Annotated in this window: 19 protein-coding genes; 3 read left to right on the forward strand and 16 right to left on the reverse strand. The window is 36.6% G+C overall.

Annotation, left to right across the window (positions count from 1 at the left end; translation table 11 throughout):
- Positions 1 to 30: 30 nt before the first annotated feature.
- Positions 31 to 471, forward strand: coding sequence for a nucleoside deaminase (locus ES765_RS14545; RefSeq protein WP_138115044.1), 441 nt, complete (start codon positions 31 to 33; stop codon positions 469 to 471).
- A 65-nt stretch (positions 472 to 536) separates the two neighbouring features.
- Here the strand turns inward: ES765_RS14545 and ES765_RS14550 are convergent, their stop codons facing one another.
- The 4 genes from ES765_RS14550 to aspS all read right to left on the reverse strand — a co-directional run bounded on the left by ES765_RS14550 (position 537) and on the right by aspS (position 5,041).
- Positions 537 to 728 (reverse strand): cold-shock protein, encoded by a 192-nt coding sequence (locus ES765_RS14550; protein WP_138115045.1) that lies wholly within the window; start codon positions 726 to 728, stop codon positions 537 to 539.
- A gap of 70 nt (positions 729 to 798) precedes the next feature.
- Positions 799 to 1,065, reverse strand: coding sequence for a hypothetical protein (locus tag ES765_RS14555; RefSeq protein WP_138115046.1), 267 nt, complete (start codon positions 1,063 to 1,065; stop codon positions 799 to 801).
- A gap of 1 nt (position 1,066) precedes the next feature.
- Positions 1,067 to 2,860 carry a chloride channel protein gene (locus tag ES765_RS14560; RefSeq protein ID WP_138115047.1) on the reverse strand — a complete coding sequence of 598 codons (1,794 nt, stop codon included), beginning with the start codon at positions 2,858 to 2,860 and terminating at the stop codon, positions 1,067 to 1,069.
- Between the two features lie 432 nt (positions 2,861 to 3,292).
- Entirely contained in the window at positions 3,293 to 5,041 is a 1,749-nt protein-coding gene (aspS, locus tag ES765_RS14565; RefSeq protein ID WP_138115048.1) for an aspartate--tRNA ligase, read from the reverse strand.
- 253 nt (positions 5,042 to 5,294) lie between these two features.
- On the opposite strand from aspS, the gene ES765_RS14570 reads away from it, so the two are divergent.
- Positions 5,295 to 5,645 (forward strand): toxin-antitoxin system YwqK family antitoxin, encoded by a 351-nt coding sequence (locus ES765_RS14570; protein ID WP_249356459.1) that lies wholly within the window; start codon positions 5,295 to 5,297, stop codon positions 5,643 to 5,645.
- Positions 5,646 to 5,710: 65 nt separating this feature from the next.
- On the opposite strand, the gene ES765_RS14575 is transcribed toward ES765_RS14570, so the two are convergent.
- From ES765_RS14575 to ES765_RS14590, 4 genes are read right to left on the reverse strand one after another with little or no spacing between them, the layout of a single operon-like run.
- On the reverse strand, positions 5,711 to 9,202 hold the full coding sequence (locus ES765_RS14575) for an efflux RND transporter permease subunit (RefSeq protein WP_138115049.1): 3,492 nt from the start codon (positions 9,200 to 9,202) through the stop codon (positions 5,711 to 5,713).
- A 6-nt stretch (positions 9,203 to 9,208) separates the two neighbouring features.
- Entirely contained in the window at positions 9,209 to 10,375 is a 1,167-nt protein-coding gene (locus tag ES765_RS14580) for an efflux RND transporter periplasmic adaptor subunit (protein ID WP_138115050.1), read from the reverse strand.
- A gap of 24 nt (positions 10,376 to 10,399) precedes the next feature.
- Positions 10,400 to 11,740, reverse strand: a complete 1,341-nt coding sequence (locus tag ES765_RS14585) for a TolC family protein (RefSeq protein WP_138115051.1) — start codon at positions 11,738 to 11,740, stop codon at positions 10,400 to 10,402.
- Positions 11,741 to 12,346, reverse strand: a complete 606-nt coding sequence (locus tag ES765_RS14590) for a TetR/AcrR family transcriptional regulator (RefSeq protein WP_138115052.1) — start codon at positions 12,344 to 12,346, stop codon at positions 11,741 to 11,743.
- 208 nt (positions 12,347 to 12,554) lie between these two features.
- Between ES765_RS14590 and ES765_RS14595 the strand changes: the two genes are divergently transcribed.
- Entirely contained in the window at positions 12,555 to 12,821 is a 267-nt protein-coding gene (locus ES765_RS14595) for a hypothetical protein (protein ID WP_138115053.1), read from the forward strand.
- 20 nt (positions 12,822 to 12,841) lie between these two features.
- Here ES765_RS14595 and ES765_RS22740 read toward each other — a convergent pair whose 3' ends face one another.
- The 8 genes from ES765_RS22740 to ES765_RS14630 form a co-directional block, all read right to left on the reverse strand.
- A complete protein-coding gene (locus ES765_RS22740) occupies positions 12,842 to 13,099 on the reverse strand; it encodes a hypothetical protein (RefSeq protein ID WP_317131423.1) in 258 nt (85 codons plus the stop codon).
- Positions 13,100 to 13,207: 108 nt separating this feature from the next.
- On the reverse strand, positions 13,208 to 13,495 hold the full coding sequence (locus ES765_RS22355; RefSeq protein WP_317131424.1) for an RNA polymerase sigma factor: 288 nt from the start codon (positions 13,493 to 13,495) through the stop codon (positions 13,208 to 13,210).
- A gap of 96 nt (positions 13,496 to 13,591) precedes the next feature.
- Positions 13,592 to 15,295 carry a CRTAC1 family protein gene (locus tag ES765_RS14605; RefSeq protein WP_138115054.1) on the reverse strand — a complete coding sequence of 568 codons (1,704 nt, stop codon included), beginning with the start codon at positions 15,293 to 15,295 and terminating at the stop codon, positions 13,592 to 13,594.
- On the reverse strand, positions 15,285 to 16,640 hold the full coding sequence (locus tag ES765_RS14610; RefSeq protein WP_249356462.1) for a vanadium-dependent haloperoxidase: 1,356 nt from the start codon (positions 16,638 to 16,640) through the stop codon (positions 15,285 to 15,287). The genes ES765_RS14605 and ES765_RS14610 overlap by 11 nt, the downstream gene beginning before the upstream one ends.
- 21 nt (positions 16,641 to 16,661) lie before the next feature.
- The gene (locus ES765_RS14615; protein ID WP_138115056.1) at positions 16,662 to 19,997 is read right to left on the reverse strand and encodes a VCBS repeat-containing protein; all 3,336 of its coding nucleotides are present in this window, start codon (positions 19,995 to 19,997) and stop codon (positions 16,662 to 16,664) included.
- Positions 19,998 to 20,065: 68 nt separating this feature from the next.
- A complete protein-coding gene (locus ES765_RS14620) occupies positions 20,066 to 21,943 on the reverse strand; it encodes a RagB/SusD family nutrient uptake outer membrane protein (protein WP_138115057.1) in 1,878 nt (625 codons plus the stop codon).
- A gap of 10 nt (positions 21,944 to 21,953) precedes the next feature.
- Positions 21,954 to 25,193, reverse strand: coding sequence for a SusC/RagA family TonB-linked outer membrane protein (locus ES765_RS14625; RefSeq protein WP_138115058.1), 3,240 nt, complete (start codon positions 25,191 to 25,193; stop codon positions 21,954 to 21,956).
- 73 nt (positions 25,194 to 25,266) lie between these two features.
- Positions 25,267 to 25,589: transposase (locus ES765_RS14630; RefSeq protein WP_138115059.1), on the reverse strand; the 323-nt coding region annotated here is incomplete at its 5' end.

Genomic DNA, 25,589 nt, shown 5'->3' on the forward strand with positions numbered 1-25,589 from the left:
TAAAAACGAAACTATTGTATTTTTGAAGCTATGGTTTTACCCTACGATGACACCTATTTTATGCAAAAAGCCTTGCAGGAGGCGGAATACGCCTTTGAAGGGGGTGAAATACCAGTTGGTGCGGTCATAGTTATTCAAAATCGTATCATTGCTAGGGCGCATAATCGTACTGAAAGACTGAACGATGTTACAGCGCATGCAGAAATGCAGGCCATTACTTCAGCTGCAAATTTTCTTGGCGGGAAGTATTTGAAAGACTGTACATTGTACGTTACGTTAGAGCCTTGTCAAATGTGTGCTGGGGCTTTATATTGGAGCCAGATTAGTAAAATAGTATACGGAGCTAAAGATTTGCAACGCGGTTGTGGTGTAATGGGAACAACCTTACATCCTAAAACAACAATTGTTGGAGGTATACTTGAAGATGATGCCGCACAATTATTACAGCAATTTTTTCTTAAAAAGAGATAGTATAGTCTAGACAAAAACCACGCAAAAGCCTGATTAAATTGATTTCAGGCAAAAAAGTATATTTTTTATAGTACTTGCACTTGTCCGGCAACCGTACCTTTTCTTCCCTCTTCTTCTTCATAACTAACTTTATCACCCTCTCTAATTGCCGTTCCTTGTAACGTAGTGGCGTGAACAAAAATATCTGTTCCAGTTTCTTCATTGGTTATAAATCCAAATCCTTTAGATCCATTGTAAAATTTGACGGTACCAATCATTGTCTTTAAATTTTCATATTAATATTCTAAATTTACGATATTTTGCTTTGATTGGTAGAAATTAGAGCAGTTAATTTAATGGAGTATCTTGATTATCAATGTTTTTGGGTTTTTTTCCTTGCATTTTTCGTACGTTGTCATCCGTCAACATATAATTTTTGAATTCTTTTCCTCTGCTTTCTTTGATCAAGAATAGTGGCATGGCCAGTAAAAACAATCCTAATGTACCAGAGCCAATAAATTTATTAGCCGTATCGGCCTGTTCCCCCTCAAGATTGAAACCATAGATTATTAATCCAATAGATATAAGTACAATGGCCGTTATAAGATATTTCATATTATTTGGTGATATTAATTAATTCTCTTCTATACGCGGTTAGTAGTTTCGATTTTGAGACAAACCCAATGTATTTTCCCTCTTCAACAACCGGTAGATTCCAAGCACCGCTATCTTGGAATTTTTTCATAATATCGGTCATTTTATCCTTTTTGAAATCAATTATATCTGGTGGAAAGTGCATGATGTCCCTAATAAAAACTTCTTTATACATTTCTTGGTTGAACATAATTGGTCGGATATCATCCAATAGAATGATACCTAACAATTCCCCTGTCATTTTGTTAACCACAGGAAAAATATTTCGGTTTGATTTCACAACGGCTTGATGCACCATTTCCCCTAAACTCATTTCTGGATAGAGTTTTATGAAATTGTCTTCCAATACTTTTTTCATATCCATCAAGGTCAAGACGGCATGATCTTTATCATGGGTAATCAGCTCGCCCTTTCGGCCCAGTTCCATATTATATACGGAATGTGGGTGAACGAATTTAGTAATGGAGAACGACAACGTAGCCGTTATCATTAAAGGAATAAATAGTTCATACCCTCCTGTTACTTCCGCAATTAAGAAAATTGCGGTCAAAGGGGCATGCAGTACGCCAGCCATCAGTCCCGCCATGCCTACCAACGTAAAATTGCTTTCAGAAATTTTGGTGGAGAATAGTCCAATATTATTAATGATTTTTGCCGTGCAATTACCCATAATACTACCCATAAACAAGGTTGGCGCAAAAATACCCCCAACGCCGCCTGCTCCAAAAGTAAGAGCGCTTGCAATTATTTTGAATAGTACAAGACCTGCAAGTAACATGATTATAATCCAGATATTACTTAGATCTAGATTGAAAAGATTATTTTTTAAAACTTTCTCTGGATGGCCTTTAAGTAAGTTGTTGATAACATCAAAACCTTCTCCGTAAAGTGGTGGCACCAAATAAACTAGTATTCCTAAGGTAATACCACCTAATAGGAGTCTTTTTACTGGTGATTTAATTTTATCGAATATTTTCTGGATTCTCTCATACATTTCGGTAAAATAAATGGAGGTGAGACCTGAGAATAGCCCTAAAATCAAGTAAAAGGGCACATCGCCGATTTTAAAAGAATCTTCTATTTTGAAGGGTAATAGTACATCTGACCCAAAGAAAAAATAGGAGGTGATAATGGCAGACAGTGAAGCTAATAACAAGGGTAACATCGAGGCAATGGTCAAATCCAAACTAAAAACTTCAATTGCAAAAACGATGCCCGCAATAGGCGCCTTGAATATGGAGGACAAAGCACCTGCCGCTGCACAACCTATAAGGAGGTTACGTGTGGTTTGGTTCATGTGGAACATTCTTGAAATATTGGAGCTAATGGCAGCACCGGTAGCAACCGTAGGCCCTTCAAGTCCAACAGAACCACCAAAACCTACAGTTAACGGTGCAGTCAAGATAGAGCCGAACATTTGAAATTTGCGCATTATTCCCTTATGCTTTGCTATGGCAAACAGGGTAGAAGGTATGCCGTGGCTAACCTTGTGTCTTATTATATACGTGATTATAAAATATACAAGGGTTAGGCCGATAATGGGGAAAACAAAATAAAATGCCTGATGATAGTATTGAACCAAGTTGCCCTCAAGTAAATGCTGGTAAAAGTGTGTGAGGTTTTTAAGAATAACGGCACCTATCCCAGAAGTAAAACCAACAAGGATACTTAAAATATAAATGAACTGGCGTTGTGTGATATATTTGGCACGCCAAATTAATAGGTGCTTTAAAAAACTTCTCTTTTTTGTTGGCATTTCGATGACCTTTTTCTTAGGTAGGCCAAAGTTATTTAAATAAGCTGTATAATATTGATTTTAAGCTCTTCTTAATCTTCTAGATAAATTTGTCATAATGTTTCTACGTGATCCCTATTGTTGAAATCAACAATGGCATCATCAATCATCGTAAGTGTTTCTTGCTTTTTTCTTTATCGCTTAGGATAAGGGTTTTGTAATGTTTAGTATCTATAGATTTTGATAAAGTAGTAAATCATCTTAGCTACTTTCATAATAATAGTATAAATAGTGATCACCTCAATGAAGTATCAGGAGCATTCCTAAAAATCTATGAGTGAGTGGTTATAACCACTTTTTTACTTTTAAAAAATAAGTAAATTAAGCAGTACAATTTAGTCATTGGGTTTTTGAAATAGTGTGATTTTTTTCAATTTATTCATTAGGACTTTATTACAAGTCCAATTTCAAACTTAGTTCCTTCAACTGTTTGGCATCAATAGTAGCTGGTGCATCAATCATAACGTCACGACCGCTATTATTTTTAGGGAAAGCAATGAAATCTCGTATCGTTTCTTGTCCTCCTAAGATGGCAACAAGTCTATCCAATCCGAATGCGATACCACCATGTGGTGGAGCACCATATTGAAAAGCATCCATCAAGAATCCAAACTGTTCTTTTGCCTCTTCAGGCGTAAAACCTAAATGCTTAAACATAGTCGCTTGTGTTTCCTTATCGTGAATACGAATAGAGCCACCGCCTATTTCATTACCGTTTAAAACAAGGTCATATGCATTTGCACGCACTGCACCTGGATCAGCATCTAATAATTCTAATTGACCAGGTTTAGGAGAAGTAAATGGGTGGTGCATGGCATGGTAATGTCCTGTTTCTTCATCCAATTCCAACAAAGGAAAATCTACAACCCAAAGTGGAGCAAATTCATTCGGTTTTCTAAGGCCAAGTCTGGTAGCCATTTCCATACGAAGCGCACTTAGTTGTGTTCTTGTTTTATTAGCATCACCAGATAACACGCAAATAAGGTCGCCTGGTTTGGCACCTGTCGCTTCTGCCCATTTTGCCAAATCTTCCTGAACATAGAATTTATCAACGGTAGATTTGAAAGTTCCATCTGCGTTACATTTAACATACACCATACCTTTGGCACCAACTTGAGGGCGTTTTATCCAGTCTACCAATGCGTCAAGTTCTTTTCTAGTGTACGCTGCTGCACCTGGTACGGCAATACCGACAACCAACTCAGAAGAATTGAAAACTCCAAATTCTTTGTGTTGGGCTATCGCATTTAATTCGCTGAATTCCATTCCAAAACGAATATCAGGTTTGTCATTCCCATACTTCGCCATGGCATCATCATAGGTCATACGTGGGAAAGAATCTATCTCGACTCCGTTAATTTCTTTTAAAAGGTGCTTGGTCAATTCTTCAAATACAGCAAGAATATCTTCTTGCTCTACGAAGGCCATTTCACAATCTATCTGTGTGAATTCTGGTTGTCTATCTGCACGTAAATCTTCGTCCCTAAAACATTTTACGATTTGAAAGTATTTATCCATACCGCCCACCATCAACAATTGCTTAAAGGTTTGTGGTGATTGTGGCAAGGCATAAAACTGACCTTCGTTCATTCGGCTAGGTACTACGAAATCTCGTGCGCCTTCAGGGGTTGATTTTATCAAATATGGAGTTTCCACTTCTATAAATCCTTGGTTGGATAGAAATTTTCGAACTTCCATTGTCACCCTACTTCTAAAGATTAGGTTGTTCTTTACCGGATTTCTTCGGATATCCAGATATCTATATTTCATTCGGAGGTCTTCACCACCGTCTGTTTCGTTTTCAATTGTAAATGGAGGGGTTTTAGATTCATTTAAAATAACAAGTTCTGAAACCAAAATCTCAATGTCCCCTGTTGAAATATTAGCATTTTTTGAAGCTCTTTCTATCACTTCTCCTTTAATTTGAATCACAAATTCACGACCCAAATTTCTCGCTTGCTCCAATAATTCTTTAGAGGTACGGTCTTCATCTAAAACTAGCTGTGTAATACCATAACGATCGCGTAAATCTATCCAAACTACGAAACCTTTGTCCCTAGTCTTGGCCACCCAACCAGAAAGGGTGACTATTTTGCCAATGTGTGATTCTCTTAACTCCCCGCAGGAATGGCTTCTGTACATAGTAGTTGCTTTAATGAAAGGGCAAATTTAAGAAGTCTAGTTCATTAAAGATCTATTTAAAATGCGGGTTTTATGCTAGATGGACGAATATAAGGTGACTTTTTCGTCAAAACATAAACCACTAGAAAATAAATAGTTACAGTTTCAATGTTAATTTAATGTAAACTTTAAGTTATGTAAACATTGATTTATTTGAAAATAAAGGTATATTTATAACGTTACTGTTAAATAGAAATGGTTTAAAATCAAATAGATGATGAAGAAAACACTAATTATTGCTATGCTAGTTTTGTCTTTTGGAACTTATGCACAAATCGACCCTACATTCGAACAGGAAGGGAATAAAGTAAAAGCAACCTATTTTCATACTAACGGAGAAATAGCTCAACAAGGATATTTTTTAAATGAGAAATTGCAAGGGGCATGGAAAATGTTCAATGAAAAGGGAGATAAAATAGCCATGGGTAATTATGATTATGGTGTAAAAACCGGTAAATGGTTATTCTGGGAAGGTGATATTAAAAAAGAAGTAAATTTTGATAATAACAGAATTGCGAGTGTTACCAATGCCAAAACTATAGAACCCGTTACTGTAAATAAATAGACTCAAATAAAATAAAAATAGCCCGTATCTTCAGATACGGGCTATTTTTTTTAGGAAGAATTCAATTAAGCAACACTGTCTAATTGTTCGTTTTCTTTATTGCTAGTACCCCCAAACCTTATTTTAATACGGTATACAATATTGAATAATACCGGTACTATAATTAGGGTTAAAAACGTAGCAACTATTAATCCAAAGATTACCGTCCATGCCAAAGGACCCCAGAAAACAACATTGTCACCACCAATATAAACATTAGGGTTGAACTCTGAGAATAATGAAAAGAAATCAATATTAAGTCCGATTGCTAAAGGTATTAGCCCTAGAACGGTTGTAATCGCAGTTAGTATTACCGGTCTAAGCCTAGCTTTTCCGCCTACAATCATGGCATCTGTGGCATCGTTCATTGTCAAAAGGTCACTGTCATCCATGCCTAATTTAACCTTTTTACGATCTACAAGAATTTGGGTATAATCTAAAAGTACCACACCGTTATTTACCACAATACCTGCTAACGAAATAATTCCCATCATGGTCATCATGATTACAAAAGACCATCCTGTCAACATTAATCCACCAAATACTCCTATAAAACTTAGGAAAATAGCAATCATAATGATTAAGGGCTTTGAAATTCCTCCAAATTGAAATATCAGAATAAGCAAGATTAAGCCTAAGCCAGAGAAGAAAGCACCAATCAAGAACTTTTGTTGTTTCATCTGTTCTTCTAATTGACCTGTATAATCAATTTTAATTGCATCGGGCGTACCCTTAAAGCTTTCCATTTCTTTTTGAATCTCACCTACTATTGCACCAGCATCTGTAAAGCCAGGTTTTAATCCAGAATAAATGGTAACGACTCTTTTACCATCTCTATGCTTAATCGCACTAAAGCCAGAAGTATTCCTTTCTTTCGCTACTGCAGCAATAGGAATTTCTTTAATCTGACCACTTGCGGCATCCCTAAATATGATATTCTGATTAAATAGGGCACTTTTATTGTATCGTAATTCTTCGTTGAACCTAATATTAATATCATAATCCTCACCATCTTCTTTGTATATACCTGCCTTTTCTCCAAAAATAGATCGTCTTAATTGGTTGCCGACTTGACCTACTGCTACGCCAAGCTCACCTGCTTTTTTACGATCGACAATCACTTGCATAGATGGCTTGCCTTTGTTTACATCGATTTTTAACTCTTCAATACCGGCAATATTCTTGGTGTTGATAAAATTTTTGATGTCTTCTGCAGTATTGATCAGCTCTTCATAATCTTTACCTTCAAGCTCTATATTAATAGGGAAACCGGCCGGTGGACCGTTAGCATCTTTCTCAACAGAAATTGCCACACCCGGATAAACTCCGTCAAGAGCACTTTGAACACGACCTCGAATGTCTTCGGTGTTCAAACCTTCTCTATATTTGAATTCACTAAAGTTTACGGTTACTTTTCCTTTATGGGGCATTTCTGCTGAAGAGCCACCGTCGGTAAGCGGGTTTCCTGCTCCTTCACCAACAACCGAAACCGCTGAGGCCATCATAAAATTTTCGCCATTCTTTTTGTATTTTGGGTCATCCATTATAGCATAAACCTGATTCTCCACCTCTTTGGTGATAATGTTCGTTTTTTCTATTGACGTTCCTTCCGGATATTCTACATAAACATAAATCTCGTTAGGTTTATTATCTGGAAAGAATTCTATTTTGGTACGACCACTTCCAACAGACATTCCAAATAGCATAAATACACCTATTAATAACAAAAATGTAAGGCCAAAATACCAGTATACGTTACTCCCCCTCAAAGCATGCTTCAAACGGCGCTCATACCAATTTTCAAATCGAGACATTGTCTTTTTCTGAAAGTTCTGCGCACTACCCTTTATTAGGTATTTATAGGCCCAGAACATGATGCCTGTTAAAATTAATACAGACCCTAAACCACGCATTGCTCCTCCAAATACAAGTATTAATGTACCTATAACACCTAAAATAACACTCAATCTAATGAGTTGCTTCAAGGTAAGCTCCTTTTCATCTGTACTCATAAATTGAGAAACGAGCATAGAATTCATGAAAATAGCAACGAATAATGATGAACCTAACACTACAGAAAGCGTAATAGGGAAATAGATCATGAATTGGCCAAAAATTCCTGGCCATAAACCTAATGGAACGAATGCTGCAACCGTTGTTGCAGTCGAGATGATAATAGGAAATGCTATTTCACCAATACCTTTTTTTGCAGCTTCGATTCGTGGCATACCTTCGTCCATAAGTCGATACACATTTTCGACCACAACGATGCCATTATCGACCAACATACCAAGCCCCATAATCATTCCGAAAAGAATCATTGTATTTAGGGTATATCCAAGCCAAGAAAGAATAACAAATGACATGAACATTGACATAGGTATCGCAAACCCAACGAAAAGTGCATTTCTAAATCCTAGAAAGAACATTAATACAGTAACCACTAGAATAATTCCGAAAATAATATTGTTTACAAGATCATCTACTTGGTTCAGCGTTCGAGTAGAAGAATCATTGGCAATAGAAATGTTAAGGTCTGGTGGAAAATAATTAGCTTTCTCTTTCTTAACTAATTCCTTTATTTTGTCTGCTGCAGATATGGAATTTCTACCAGCTCTTTTCTTAATGTCTAGCATTACTACGTCATCACCAAATTCACGCGCATACGTAGTTTTATCCTTAGCATTAAAATTAACCTTGGCGATGTCTTTCAAGTAAACCACACCCTTATCTGACTTAACCACAAAATCATCAAGCTCTTTTGGGTTTTCTATCTCCCCAAGTATTCGAATTGTACGTCTTTGCCCAATAGTTTTTAAGTTTCCTGCAGACATGGTCATATTGCCATTGCTTATGGCGTTGATGACATCTTGAAAGCTAATTTTGGCAGCCATCATTTTGTAGATATCAACAGCTACTTCTACTTCTTTATCCTGAGCTCCACGAATATCTGCTTGTTTGATTTCGGGAAGGTCTTCAATTTCATCTTGAAGATATTCAGCAAATTCTTTAAGCTTTTCAACAGGATAGTCTCCTGTAAAATTGATGTTCATAATCGGGACTTCTTCAGAAAAGTTCAAATCAAAAACATTGGGCTCTACTTTAGCACCATTAAAAGTTGGCCAATCTTCACTAGCTTTTTCACTATCTACCTCATCTTTCACCTTTTGCTTTGCCTGTTCAACAGTAATCTCTTCGTCAAACTCGATAGTTAGTATGGCGTAATCTTCTTGTGAAGTGGAGATGACCTCTACAACATTACTTATGTTTTTCAACCGATCTTCTAAGGGGTCGGTAATTAGCTTTTCAATATCCTCAGCTGTATTGCCTGGGTAAGGTGTGCTAATGTAAATTTTAGTCTCTACAATTTCAGGGAAATCTTCCCTAGGCATATCCATATAGGCACTGAACCCTAGCCAAAGAAAAATACCGATCATTACATAAATGACCGATGGGTTATCAATGGCCCAAGACGATAAACTGAATTCCTTATCAGCATTTTTTTGTACTTTGCTCATCGATTTTTATTTTTGAATTTTTACTTTTTGACCATCCTTAACGCTTCTTGCGCCTTCCTTAATAATATGGTTCCCATTAATCAAACCAGATAGTACTTCTATTTTTGCGCCCTGCGTTTTACCTGTGGTAATGATGGTTTTTTTAACCACTGCCTCGTTATCTGCATTTGGTTGTTCTGCTACAAAAACATACTGATCACCTTCTGCATTTTCAGATATTATACTAGTTGGGATAAGTATTGCATTTTCATTGGTGTAATCATTTAAGTTTACTTTAGCAGTTAGGTTAGGCTTTATTCTGCCTTCTTTGTTAGTAACCGGAATTTCTACTTCAAAAGATCTATTTGACGGATTTATGAAGTTACCTGTTTCTCTGATTTGTGCAGTGATACTGTCTCCTAAAACCGGAAAGTATACTAATGCTTCTTTTCCTTTTGTAACAGAACCTAAATACGTTTCTGGCACTTCTACTTTGACATACATATCTGATAGGTTTACAAGACGGAATACTTCAGAACCTGGTCCAGGAGAGACTACTGTTCCTTGGTCTTTAATGACCTTGTCTATAATACCTGAAAATGGGGCTCTTATGTTAGATTTCCCCAATTGACTTTGCGCTTGAGAAACCATATTCTCTGATGACTCATAATTAGTCTTCGCCTGTAAGTATTGAATTTCTGAACCTATGTTTTGGTTCCATAAACGTTCTTGACGTTCAAAAGTCGTTTTAGCCAAAGCCGCTTGTGATTTTAATTGGCTTAATTGACTTGACATACCGCCATCATCTATATTTGCCAATAATTGCCCTTTCGCTACACGGTCACCTTCTTTAACATACACCCGTTGTAACGTACCTGCCATTTCCGGATAAATTAATACATTTTGCTTCGTACTTACATCGCCCTGTAATTCTAGGTAGTGTGTAAAAATCTCCTTCTTCGCAGTCAATGTATTAACCAGAGGTAATTTTTCATCGTTACCTAATATTGCAATAACTGAGTCTAACGATTTAATTTGTGCCTCAATTAACTTTTGTTGTGTAGAGATTTCGTTCTTCTTGACTCTAATTGCTTCAAGATTGCCATTTGCTATAACGCCACTTACTGACTGGTCTCCACCACCACAGGAAACCAAGCTAATGATGGTTATGAGTACTACTAATATATTTTTCATGATACTATGTTTAATGATTGATTATTAGGCTCTTTTATTTAAAATGATTTCTAATTCGGTCTTTTTGTTTATTACTTCTACCATGGATTGTAGGTATTCTTGTTGCGTGGTATACAACTGTGTTTGAGCTTGCCTAAGCTCAAAACTAGTAGCAAGACCTTCTTTATATTTAATTTGATTTTTACTTTCTATACGTTCAGAAAGTGTAAGGTTTTGTTTGGCCGTTTCATAATTGGCTATGGCAAGCGTGTAATTATTCTTTGCATTTTCTAGCTGTAGTCTAATTTGTTGTTCTGCTTCGGTCAGTTGCGTCTTGGCTTTTTCTAAGGCAATTTTTGCGCGTTGTGTACTTGCACTTCTTTTTAGGGAACTAAAAATTGGAATGCTGAGGTCAAACCCTAATACCGAAGAATCAAACCATTGTTGGTCGTTGCTTAAAAAAGAAAAATCATTTGAGAAAGCTGAACTACCATAATTAACAAAAGCATTTAGCGTAGGTAATGCACGACTTCTGGCCAATTTCCATTCGTAGTAGCGTTGTTGATTTAAATTTTCTGCTAACTTAAAATCAACGTTGTTAGCCAAATTGAAATTAGAATTAAGAATATCATAATCAATTTTTGATACCGTTAAGTCTTCTAGATTTTCTTGAAGTTGTGTAGGAGCCTTCAAATCTAAGCCCATACTAATATTTAGCATTTGCAAGGTGATTTCTTTTAATCTCAATGAATTTTGTAGTTGGTTTTCTATAGAGGATAGCGTGATTTGAAGTTGGTCTACGCTTTCTTGTTCTCCTAGTCCGTTTTCATAAAGCTTTGAAGTCTCATATACATTTTTCTCTAGCGTAGTTTTATTCTTCTCTAGAATTTTAACACTTTCTTCTGCCAAAAGCACATTGCCATAGGCTTCTACTACCTGTTTTCTAACATCTAAGGCCGTTTTCTCTTTATTATTGGTACTATAGTTTAGAAAAGCTTTTGTGGCCTGTACACCAACAATGTATGAGCCATCAAAAATTTGTTGTTTCAATGTTGCGGTGGCCATAGCTGTTTGCGGTTGACCAAAAACGACCTCGACGAACGTACCTGGTTCACCACCAAAGATATCTGCCGGAATTACGCTAACGGGTTGTTTTAACTGATTCTGGTAGCTAACGGCACCACTAATTTGAGGTAGTCCGCTTGCAATGGTTTCCCATTTTTGCTTCTTTGCATCTAGAATATCCCTATCGGCATTGATAGCGGCATAGTTGTTTTCTAAAGCGAATTGTATTGCTTCTTCTAAAGAGAAGCTATGGGTCTGTTCTTGTGAATATCCTAAACTAAAGCTTAGAATGGTTATTATAATTAATACTAGATTTCGCATTTATTCTTGATTTGAATTGATGATTATATTTAATATTTTCTTTCCTTTTGGAGAGACAATTCCACGTAAATGGTATTCTAAAAACGAGTCCATTAATTTCGATACAGGAAATCGATTCTGCTGAAATATGTTTTGATCCTTAATACTATTTAGTCCTGAATAATAAATTCTCGCAATAAATTCTGAGTCCAGATTATCTCGGTAGATTTCTTGTTGAACTCCTCGCTCTATATTAGACAGAACACATTTATGCATTTTATTATAATGCATGGAATTGATATTTTTATGAATTTTTGGATAATACTTCATTAGCTGAAATTGTGGAGAGGTCTTTTCATCATTTAGATGAGACAATACATATTTTTTAATTTCATAAAGTTCCTGAATTGGGTTTTCATCCATGCCTATTATTAAATCGATACCCTCACTCATATCACAATATTTGTGCATCACACAATCTTCGACCAATTCGGTTTTATTGCTGTATTCGCTATAAATTGTTTTTTTGGATATGCCAATTTCATTTGCGATATCATCCATCGTAATACTCTTGAAACCACGCTCTAAGAAAAGTTTGGTAGCCGTGTCTCTAATTTTTTCTTTCATAACGGGTGTAAATATACAATAGGAAACTTAGAAAACTATAAAAGTTTCCAAAGTTTTTACTAATTTAATGTTGGTCCGTTTCACTCGCCCGTTATTTGCCGAATGATTTCTATTTATATGATTTTTATAGGCCTGCTCACCTTCCTCTTTCCAAAATTCATCGTACGATTTTCATTTCGAAAAATGGGTTCTCATAGAGCTGCATGAATTGGGTTTGAATAGTTTTTTTACCTTTATTTGGGCCATCGCCATCGCCATCGCCATCGCCATCGCCATCGCCATCGCCATCGCCATCGCCATCGCCATCGCCATCGCCATCGCCATCGCCATCGCCATCGCCATCGCCATCGCCATCGCCATCGCCATCGCCACTGCCAAATCCGAATATGATTCTAGAGAGGAGAAGTATTCCAACCGCTTTCCAATAATCAATTCCTGGCTACCCAAATGGGTCTGGCATAAGCCAATTCCATAAGCGTATAACAACATATCCTACTAGAAAGGCAATACATACCCAAGGATGATGTAGAAGAGAATTTTAAAGCCTTTGTTAACATAAAATTTGGCTCTTTTTTTATGATTTTTCAATTTTAGATTTCCTATGTATGTTTTTAATGTGTTATGTATTTCTATATCTTTTAATAAAATAGACAATGCCCTGTGTCTTCTAGCCATTAATGTGCCTCGTGGAATACCATTTTCTAGTGCAATTTCTTTATAGTTGTAATTTTCAAAGTCTACAGCTATGAATATATCCCTTTAAGTAGGTTTTAAATTGGTAATTGCAATTTTTAGTTTTTCTCTTATTTGTGCTGGGTACTCTGGTGAAGAGCCATCATAGAACTTATTCGTAAAATCTGTCTAAAGTTGTTCTAACTCCTCCTGATGATTAATGCGTTTCTTTTTCGTGCGCATTACATCTGTAATTTTGTTTTTAATAGCACTATAAACAAAACTACCAATACTGTTGCTTGGTAAAGCATCTATTGGCCTTGAAAAACTTCGCAAGGCAACCTCCTGAATTATATCCTCGGCATCACTTTCTGATGTTTGTTTGATTTTTGATTGGATGTAGCGCCTAAGCGAGTCATATTGCTCTTCAAAGAAACTATCTAGATTATTGTTATCTTTTGTTTGGATGCCAACCAGGAGTTATTTTAATCGTCTTTAGTTATAAAGACGCAAATTTCAAAGGCTATTGCATTTTCAGGGGATATCTTTTGCTCTTTTTCAAGTAAGGCACTTTTATTTTCTTGTTTTCCTTCTTTTACGATATAAAGTAAATGCTACAAGAGTTAACAAAATAGCACCTAAAAAGCACCAAAAATAGTGTAGGTATCTTGTTGGTGTATTTACTTCTATTATTTTTAATTGTTGATTTGCTTGTACTTTGGTAAATAGTTGTGTCTTACCTCCAGTCCAATCTACAATGACAGAATCTACTAGGCTATTAGTACCCAATCCAAAATGTGCAATTACCGAATTTTGAGAAAGGTGGCTTGATCCACCACCATCAATTTCTCGAATTAATTTCTGCCCATTGACAATTATGGTTACTCGTGAACCTATACCATTCGTTTCAGATTCTTGTCCTTTAAGGGCTACTTTTAGCCAGTTGCCTTCTTCCAAATCATTTCGAAAAAGTTTTGTTTTTGAAGGAATTGGGTAATTTAATATGGGTTTTTGGTTCACGACCAATACATCCATATCACCGTCATTGTCCATATCGAATATTACCGAACCTCTACCTATACCGTAATCATTAATGGCGAATTCCCTTCCTTTTTCCGTAAAGGTATTAGCGTTATTTTGGAAATAGAAATTGCCCATGGGAGTGCAATTTGGGTTTAAATCCCCGTTAGAAACAAACAGGTCTAAATCTTCATCATGGTCAAAATCAGCAAAATTAGCACCCCAGCTAATGGCTAAGTTATAGGTGCCCAGTTCTTTGGCTTTATCAACAAACGGTAAACCATTGCCCTGGTTCTCCATGAGCATATTAAACTTAATATTGGTGATGTAATAATCCAGCCATCCATCATTATTATAATCTCCAACTGCCGCACCCATAGCATTAATCTTAAGATCCATTCCTTTTTCCTTACTTACATCTTCAAAATAGTCGCTTGGATATTCATTTTCATAAAGAAAATTTGGGACAGCTTTATATCCAAAATCTTGATTGACCAATAAATCTTGATCTTGGTCATTGTCAAAATCCGTGAAAACACCTCCAAAGCCAAAACCCCTATGCCCTAAATCATAATCTTCATATACATTTTCGAATTTTTCGCCACTTTTATTTTTCAATAAATAACTTTTGGCTGTTTGGTTTGCACTGACAATCGTTGCATCTTTTATGACTCCTAGCTTGCCGGTAAATTCTTGAAAATAATTACCAACGAATAGGTCTGGGTAGCCATCAGCATTAATATCACCAAAGCTGGGCCCAGTACTAAATGAGTTCAAATCTTTTAAGCCATACGCATCTGTTACGTCTTTAAATGTTGAATCGCCTTGGTTTAAGAATAATAAATTTTTTGCCCTTGGAATGATGTTTTTTCCATCTGTCGTAGTAATCGTAGTAATGAACAAATCTCTGAACCCATCTTTATTAACATCAGCACTTACAACGCCTTGCGTTACATATTCATTAGTCAATTCTAGACCAGAACCTTCAAAAAAATCTTTAAATATTCCGTTGCCTTTATTGATGTAAAGCCTGTCAGATTTTATACCCCCTGTTATATACAGGTCTTCCCAGCCATCATTATTTACATCAAATACGGTAACGCCTCCACCAAAGGTACCTTCGTAGACTTCATACTGATGGTTGATTCCAGCTGATTCTGTAACATCTGTAAAGGTTTGTTGTGTTAATCCCTTTAGTCCTAAAGCAAGACAAAGGGTGCTAAGAAATAGTCGCTTTATGATTATCTTATTTTTCATTTGTTTTTTTCCATTCTAAACCGGCTATATTTTTTGCTATTTCTACACCTTTTTCAAGACCTACTTCATTGTCTAATTGCGTATGTATACCACCATAAAATCTAGAATCTGCTGTTTCTTGAGCGGCTTCCCAGAAAGTATCAAAAGACCGATTTACAAAATCAGTTTCTTTTAATTCATCTCGCTTTCTTCCTTCATGAGCCTTATCGGTAAATGTGAATTTTTTTCCGAAATTATCTTCTAAGACGGTTGCTGCTGCTGCTGCTTGAATTGCATGCCCCGATGGGAAAGACGGAAATGGTGGGTCTGGCCAAAATGACTCCCATTCTTCATCGATATATTGAGGGATGAATGTATTTGGACGCTCTGTAAAAAACTGGTATTTCCATTTCCAGCAATTTATAAATGCATCTGATACAGCCATACCTAATTGTGCATAAACCTGTGCGCTTTTAATAAGATTTGAATCATGACCTGCTAAAGCAAGCGTTGCAAAATAATAGGAATGACCTGGTGGAGTGAAACTTACGTCTGGGTCGTCGCCCCACCAAATAGCTACTTCTTTTTCATTTTGGGTTAATTGAAGATCCTTGAGGTAGACATCTTCAAATTGTTTGTAATAAGGTGAACCTGGGGTGGTGTCATATGGAATTGGTTGAGGGTCTTGAAGTAATTCATTCGTTGTCGCAAATGTTCGGTTTTCACCCCAATGTGGATGTAGAGGGTGATGGCTGAAGGATTGGGCAAATAATGGTGGTTTCCAGGATCCAGGTCTTACAGGGTGAACAATGGTCTTGTCAAAATTAGATAAGTAACCTCTATGCCCACCATCTGTTTTTGACCAATCAAAGATGGTATTTGCTACTGATTTTCCAAATGCAACAGATCTTAATACGGTTTCTTTGTCCAAACCGTCCTGAAATTGGTCGAAAATAAGCTGTTCAAGAGAATCGATTTTTTGAATATTTTCATCTGATGTTTGAACGTAAATGTTCTTTAAAATTTCAGATTGCCCGGCATTTAAAGAAAGAACCCAATTGTATTCTTTTGTAGGGTCAATGGTAGGTAGTGCTTCAAATTCCTTTAATTGACCATTCATTGATGTATACTCCGGATATCCAGGAACAATTGATTCATACATCGTAAGGCCTGCATAACCAAATGCCCTAGAAGCAAAGGTAGGAGAGTTTGAAGGGGTGTATCTGGTGATGAATAAGGTCATATTTGCCCATTCAACGGCTACATCTTTCTCTTCAATCTTGGTGTGTTCTGTTGTGGAGCACGCTGTTAGAAACAGGAGCAGACTTATAAGCGGTATTATTTTTTGAACTTTTTTCTTGTACAAGGTCATCGTAGTATTAAAATTCTATTTTTTTAGTTGATAGGTTTCAGGAGCGGCACCATAACTGGTGAAGATCAATTGGTGATTTATCAATATTCCATGGGTATCGCTTCCTTTCAAGGAGAGGCCAGATTGTGCTTGTGGTAAATAAGTAAATTTACCAGTGCTATCACCAAGTAGTAACGTGCCATAATTCGCATCAAATTTTCCTATTCTTAGTTTATAATAGTCATTATTGCCTAATAATAATAGATCAATATGTCCATCAGTATTGAAATCTGAAGCAATTACATCAGAAGTAGGTGAAAATTGCGCTTGAATAGGTAGAGGAGCAGGTTTAAATGTATGATCATTTGAGCTTAGAAAAAGGGTAGTTTCTTGATGAGTTAAGGTTAACTTGTTAGCTTTCAGCAGTTCTTTTTTTGTGAATATATCAGATATACCTGCGCTTGCAAAAGTTTCATAACTCGTAAAACGATGTCTTAAACTGGCTAATTGTCCTAAAAGCTCATCTCTTGTTAGAAAGGGATAGCTTATACCATCTTCAAAAAAGCTTAAAATAGGGTCAATAGAACCGTTCGTGTCAAAATCGGAATAGTATAATTCGGCAGGAGTGTTTGTACTTACGCTGAACTGGGTGTTAGTGCCAATATTCCCTGCAATGATGTCAAGTTTACCATCCTCATTTACGTCTATTAAATCAAGGCTGGTCCAAAGCCCGTGTAAAGATTTGTCAAAGAATATATTCGTTTCATTGTGCAATTTTCCATTCTTGTTTACATATATTGAGATGGGCGACCATTCTCCTAAAACAACAAGGTCTTCTATGTGGTCACCATCTATATCTGCCCATGCGGCATCTGTAATCATACCAGGATTTACCAATGTTGGTTGAATTTCGTTAGTCTTGTCTATGAAGTTACCATTACCATCGTTGATTAAAATAAAGCTTCTAGGTGTTTCTGGGTATCTGCCAGGAATACTATAACCGCCTACAAACAAATCTAGGTGTGAATCATTATTTATATCTGAAAACTTTACAGTGCCAGTACTTACGTTCATGGTCGGTAAGGCAGATTTCGATTTTGAAAAACTACCTTTTCCATTACCTATATAAATTCTGTCTTGTAGTCTAGAGTCATTTTTAGAGAAATTGTGATAACCTCCACTTGCTATATAGACGTCAAGAAAACCATCTGCATTGGCATCAAATACTGCAATGTCGGTATCAAAATATTCAGCGTCTAATTCAAAATCTTGAATGGTTTTTTTGTTGAATTTTTGAGTACCTGTTTGAATATATAAGGATGCTGCCTGTCCAATACCACCGCCAACAATAACATCCTCTAGACCATCATTATTAATGTCTGCTTTTACTATTGTAGGGCCATTATGTGATAGTTGCTTTAATAATAGCGATTGTCTTTTAAAATCATTTATGGGAGAAGATTGGTGTTTGTATTCAATAGGGGAATTAGTTAATGTAAATAGCGGTTCAATGTTGGGTGTTTCAGGCTGTACTTGCTTTGCATTACGCTCTTCGATAACCAAGGTTTCGTTCGTTGGTAAATTATTAAACCTTTCTTTTTTACCAGAATTCCATTCTACGACCAAGGAATCAATTAATGCCATTTTTCCAAGTCCGAAATGTAAAATTGGTGAAACAGTGGAGAGATATCCTCGGGTTGGCATTTGTTCAACTACCTGGATTTGCCCTTTTGTAAAAAGGCTAACCTTTGATCCGATCCCAGCAGTGTTTTTCTTAGCACCTCGTAATTGAACTTTTAAATAATTACTTGTTTCTTTTGGTGTATTGTTTCTATAAATGAATGCTGGTTTATTGATGTTATTTACTACCAAATCTAAATCTCCATCGTTATCTAAATCACTATATATAGCACCATTACTATTTGCAGGGTCATCAATGCCGGTCTCTTTTGTGTTGTCGATAAAATTAATGCCATCGGTATTCGTGAAATAATAATTCGTTAAGTCAGATGCAGGCATTTTCTGGATAAGTTCTAAAACATCTTGCCGTTGAAGACGCCCTTTTGATTGAACAAAATCTTCCATATAATTGATGAAATCTAAGTTGGTGTAATCTCTATAATATCCATTGGTAACGTAAAGGTCTTTAAAACCATCATTATCAAAATCAGCGAGTAAGGGAGCCCAACTCCAATCTGTATTTGAAACGCCAGATAGTTGCCCAATTTCACTAAATGTATCATCACCATTGTTTAATTGTAGCATGTTGCGCATGTACTGATGATGAAATCCACTTCTAATATTTAGGTCAAATTTTTCATAATTATCGGGAGACAATAATAGTTTTTGACGTTTGTTGTCTGCGGGCAACATGTCTAAGGTAAAGATGTCTTGCCAACCATCATTATTAATGTCTGTCACGTTATTACCCATTGAAAAATGGCTTGTATGGCCTATTTGTGAACCTAATTGGTCTGTGAACGTTCCATTTTTATTATTGATGTATAAGTAATCGGGTACTGTATAATCATTCGAAATATAGAAATCTTGCCAACCATCATTATTAATATCGCTGATGCCTATGCCCAAGCCATAAGTGAGAGCAGAGCCGCTGATACCTGATTGTACGGTTATATCATAAAATTTGTCCTCTTTTTGCTCAAATAGGCGCGTGCCTTGCAATGGGTCATCCTTTTTTAGAAATTCTTTGGTGCTTACTTCATTAAGTACCGGTAAAGATTTCGGGTTGTGATTTAACAAAAGCATGTCTAAATCGCCATCCTTGTCATAATCAAAAAAATACCCTTGGTTACTATAGGCAGCACTTGCGATACCATAATCTTCAGCTTGTTCTTTAAAGATTGGAATATTATTGGTGTCGTTACCTTGATTAATGAATAGTTGATTCTTCCTCTTTGCTGCGGGCAAGGCTCCTGAGTAACACAAGTACAGATCTAACTTACCATCACCGTTTACATCTGCCGAGGTAATGCCTGTTTTCCATGGACCTGGTCTTCCTTCGACTTTTGAAAGGGCTGTAACATCCTTAAACTTAAAGTCGCCTTGGTTTATATAAAATTTGTTCTCTCCCATGTTGGAAGAAAAATATAAATCTTGTAATCCATCATTATTAAAATCGCCTGTAGCAACACCACCACCATTATACAGGTATTCATATACCAACACATTAGCATTTAGGCCCTCTTTTAATGTGTTTTGGAAAGAAATGTTAGTTTGTTCTTCTGCTAAAAGTGTAAACAGAGCAGGGTGTTCGGTTATGTTACTCGTGGAAGTATTATTTTCTGTATTATTTTTACAGCCTTGAAGTAGTACGAATAGAATAAAAAGTAGGGTAACTAGATTTTTTGCCATTTCTTTAAAAGTAAAAAATCTATCCCAAAAAGGGATAGATTTTTCTAATATCTCAATAAGAAATTTACTTAATACCCAGGATTTTGAATTAATAATTCGTTTCTGTTGATTTCATCCCTACTTAAAGGCATGTAATACATCTTGTCATCCCAAGTTCTGGTCTCATTGTCATTATTGTCAATAACATTATAGTTATAATCATAAACGGTTGTGTCATACTGATAGGGTGTTCTTGGTGTAGCTCCTGCTTTTAATGTAGCAGACACTTTCATAACCTCTATACCTCGACCTAAGGTTTCGTCTGCTATCATCCATCTACGTGCATCATGATAACGGTGCTCCTCATAAGCCAGTTCAACCCTTCTTTCGTTAATATAGTCTTCTAACAGTTCTGTTCCAGATGCGGTAATCGCAGGCATACCTGCTCTATATCTAATCTTGTTCAACCAATTTCTAGCTTCTCCTTCATCACCAGAGGCAATAGAAGCTTCTATATAGTTAAGCACTATTTCTGTATATCGAATAAAAGGCCATGGCACAACCTGAGCACTAGATTGATTGTCTACTATAGCCGGATCGGCGTCAATAAACTTACGAACATAATACCCACTTCTACTACCGTTCCAATTCTCAATAGGGGAGTCACGCATATCTACTCCTGCAATAATTCCTCCAGAACCATCAGCATAGGTACCTGTTTGTATTTCGTCAAATGGGTCAATTGCTGCAACGTCATCCGGTCTTGGTTTCCATGGAGAGCCGTCATAAAGTATCGTTGCTGAAAGCCTCGGGTCTCTATTTTCATAAGGAGCCGCAGCATGTTCAGGATTACTCCAATCAAAATCGGAACCATCCATCATTTGATAATCATCTACCAATTGCTGAATTGGCGTGTTACCTGCCCAGTTGTGATATCCGTTAGGGCCATTATTAATGCCTTGGTGAATACCTCCTAGAGGCCAATTGCTTTCAACAGTAAATAATGGTGTGTGTGTGCGCTCAAACAATAATTCTGACCTTGCTGCTGCATCACCAACTGCGCTTCCGCCACCCATACTTATAGAAATATGGTTCTGCTTTGCTTCTTCGGCAGAAGCAGGTTCTGTCAAATCTAATTTGTAACCCGTTGTAGCATCTAAAACTGCCTTTGCTGCCGTTTTAGCAGCATTCCAACGTGTATCTCTATCTCCTGCGGTATACGCAACCAAATCAAGGTTAGAGTAGCTACCAAGGACCGAAGATTTAGCACTTGCCGTTGGGCCGTCACGTAAGTCACTTGCTGCATAGATTAACACTCTAGATTTTAAACCCATAGCACTTAATCTAGATGCCCTACCAGCGGTAATACCTTTACCGTCTAGTAATGCCATTGCGGTATTTAAATCAGCAATAACGAATTCGACATTTTCAGCATATGTACTCCTTGCAACGGAGTAATCTTCATCAAGTCCATAAGGGCTTTCAACTAATGGAGCACCACCATAATAGCGCATTAATTGGTGATAATAGTAGGCTCTTAAAAAAAGAGCTTCACCTAATAAGCGATCTTTAAGGGTTTGGTCTTCAAAAGACGCATTTGGTAATTCTTGTATAGCAATATTCGCCTTTCGAATAGCTAAATACAATTCGTTCCATTGTGGTATAATGTTTACGTTCCCTGTTCCTGATGGAGAAAGAGACCCTTCCGTAATTACATTAATGCCTCTTCCAGAGTGGGTAAACATAGCTTCATCCGTTAAGGATGCCAAACCTTCTTCTTCAAACCCTCCATACCCTAGTGATGAATATACATTGAAGACAAACGCTTGTGCAAGGGCACCATCTGCCCAGGTTGCATCTGCTGAAATTGCATCTAAGGGCTGTGTTTCTAAGAAATCATCATTACACGAAATAGGTATTAAGGCTACTGTCAATAAGCCTAAGAGTACTAATTTTCTTTTTTTCATGATTTTTTTTTTAAAATGTTAAACTAAAACCTGTATTAATAATTGACTGTTGTGGATAAAACTGTCCACTATTACTTGTTGATTCAGGGTCATAGATATCTTGTGCTGCCCAAGTTGCAAGGTTTAGACCACTCATGTAAACTCTAAATTTAGACAGACCAAATTGTTCTATCATTTGTTTTGGAAAATTATAAGCCAATTGAATGTTCTTAAGTCTGATATAATCCTTGCTAAATAAATTGTAAGTGTTATTACCGAATGAGCCTCCAGAATAGTAAGTGTCTCCCCTACTTGCAAGTCTTGGGTTTACACTACTAGGGTTCTCTGGGCTCCATCTATTATCATAGCTATATTTAAGGAAATTACCTATATCACCTGATTCAGTCTGAATAAACAATTTTGCTCCTGTTGCTCCTTGTAAAAGAACAGATAAATCGAAGTTCTTGTAAGATGCGTTAAAGGTGACACCAAAGTTGAAATTTGGATTAATACTATTATTCAATCTTACTTGATCTAAGTCATTGATGGCCCCATCACCGTTGATATCCTTAAACTTCATATCACCTGGTTCTAACTGTGGTTTAACAGCGCTGTAATCTAAGGAGTTGGCATTTACCGCAGCTTCATCTCTAAATACGCCATCAGATTCATATACTAAGTAAGACCCAATTGGTTTGCCTTCTTGCAGTTGATAATTTGGAGCACCAGGAATTTCATCTAAAAATTCAACACTATTTTGTGCGTATCCTCCATTGACACCAACATCCCACTTAAAGCCATCTATATTTCCGCCATAGTAGTTTAAAGCAAATTCAAATCCTTCATTATTTACTTTACCAGCGTTAACCGGAGGTAATAATGCCGAAATACCAGAAGAACCTGGTGTTGAACCTGTCTTTTGAATCAAAATCTGATCTCTTTTGTTTAAAAAATATTCAAACGTAAAGCTTAGCTTACCATCAAGTATAATACCATCTAAACCAACGTTAAAGTTTTGAGCACGCTCCCATGTAAAACTTGGGTTTGCCAATAAAGGTTCTGTTAATGTGGTCTGTACCTGACCATTTATTGGATATTGACCGAAATCATAAATTGATCGATAAGCATACTCTTGAAGTTCATCATCTGTTATGTTCCCATCACCATTCGTGTCAAATGCAACTTGGTCATTACCCATTTCACCGTAAGAACCTCTAAGTTTTAAATAGCTTATAGAATCTACATTGAACCAATCCTCATTATTTATATTCCAACCTACTAACAACCCTGGGAAAAATCCAAAACGATCGTCACCTGGGAAGATATAAGAGCCATCAACTCTCCAAATAAATTCTGCCAAATATTTTTCCTTATAGTTATATTGGGCACGGCCATAATACCCTAAACGAGTTCTGTTATATGCAAAACCATCCGTTTCCTGTCCTATTTCTCCACCAACGCCAATTTGATCAACAGCAGTAGATAAGTAGTTTCTTCTAAATGCCGAGAAAAACTCACCCTGGAAATTTTCACGTGTTACACCCGCTAGAAGTCCAATAGTATGGTCATCACCAATAACTTTATCGTAACTTAAAAGACCTGTTAAATTAACATTGTTTACATTATTTGATGATTGTAATAATCTAGCGTCAGTAAAATTAGATCGTATGGCTCCAGTAAGTACAGGATTTCCGGTTTCGATATAGTTTGCGCGATCCAAAGAATATAATGTCCAAGGTGTTTGCCATAATTTTCTACGTTGTTGGCTTTGATCTACACCAGCCATTAAGGTTAGTTTTAACCCTTCTATCCATGGATTTTTAATATCTACAGACCCTGTAAATTGGAGGTAGTCGGTAGGTTGTTTGTCATAACCTGTTTCATTTGTGGTAACAACAACGGGTTGTTGACCATTTTCAATATCTGGTCCTGGCAATCCGTTAGGCCATACAGCTGGTTCATTTGGTCTACCTCGCATCAACATCCTGAAAATAGCACCGGCACCTTCTGTAGGGAACGTTCGGTCTTCTTTTCTGTAGGACATACTTAATTTAGTAGAAATATAATCATTGATTTTAGCATCAGTATTTAGCCTGAAATTATATTGTTGATACCGGTTTGCAGAGTTTTTGTAAATCGCTCCCTGATCAGCATACCCTAGAGATGCATAATATTTTAAATCTTCATTACCACCGCTTATAGATAAATTATGTCTTTGTTGTTCTGCCCAATCTTGGAAAGTAGCACCAAACCAATCTGTTTCTGGATATAGCCAAGGATCAGCCTTAGTTCGATGATTATTAATTGTCTCTGGACTAAAAGCCGCATTTACAGTTTCTGAACCACCTGGAATGTCATAACTTCCGGTTGATTGAAATGAACTATTTGCAGCACCCCATTGACTTACGGGAATATTACTGTTGTAAATAGACAGTTCGTTCATGATGGTCTGATACTCAACTGCGCTAGACATTTCAGGTACTCTTGTTGGTCTAGTAAGACCAAAATCGGCCTTATAGTTAATCTTCATTTTACCGGCATCACCTGTTTTGGTGGTAACGATAATGGCACCGTTCGCTGCTCTTGCTCCATATATGGCTGCAGAGGCATCTTTTAATACAGAGATGTTTGCGATGTCGTCAGCATTGATACGACCAATACCACCATCTCTATCAGGAATACCATCAATAACAATTAGGGGTTGGTTATTACCAAGTGTATTGGTACCACGAATGCTAATAGTAGATTCATCGTTTCCTGGTTCTCCACTAGTCTGAACAATAACAACACCTGGCAGTCTACCTGCTAAAGAGTTCGAAACACTTATCGCTGGGGAACTTTCTAAAACCGGACCTTGAACTGCAGTAACTGCACCGGTAACCGTAGCTTTTTTCTGAGTTCCATACCCTACGACAACCACTTCGTCAAGATTTGCAACATCTTCTTCTAAAGAAACGTTAATGGTACTTTGGTTATTAATAGCAATAACTGCAGATTTAAAACCTATATAGCTAAAACGTAAGCTTGTATTGTTGTCTTCTAGTGTAATCGTATAATTCCCATCAAAATCTGCCTGTACACCTTTTGTTGGGTTATTGGCGTCAATTACCGAAACACCAGGTAATGGCATATCATCACCTGCTGATGTTATTGTACCAGAAACGGTCGTTTGGGCAAAAGAAAACGTGATCGATAGAAAAAACAATAAAATAAATAAGTACGATCGAGTACTGTGTTCCAACGGTACCGTTGGGGGATAGGATAATTTCATTTGAGTGTTGTTTAGGTTGATTTACGAATTTATCAAAAATTTGTGTTAATTATAATTATTTTAATATATTGAGTTATACGCCTAATATCTGTTTTATATTTTTATGATAAATAGGTTTGGCTAAGACCATTCTTTCTATAGTTTTATGAAAAATACTTTGCTTGAATTGAGAGCGGTTGATTCTAAAACAAAATTCATCAAAGTAAGCTTGTACGTGCCATTTGCTTACGTGAGTTGGTATTGCTCTTAACCAAGATTTTAATTGCATGATCACTATGTGCAGTTCTTTGAAATTTTTACCGTTGTTACTGAATTTCTGTTCGATATCATAGTCCTTTTTTAGTGGTGAATATCCTCTCCATTTATCTGTCACTATTTTTGCATCTGTACTTATAT

Source organism: Maribacter sp. ACAM166 (assembly GCF_005771495.1).
Lineage (GTDB): Bacteria > Bacteroidota > Bacteroidia > Flavobacteriales > Flavobacteriaceae > Maribacter.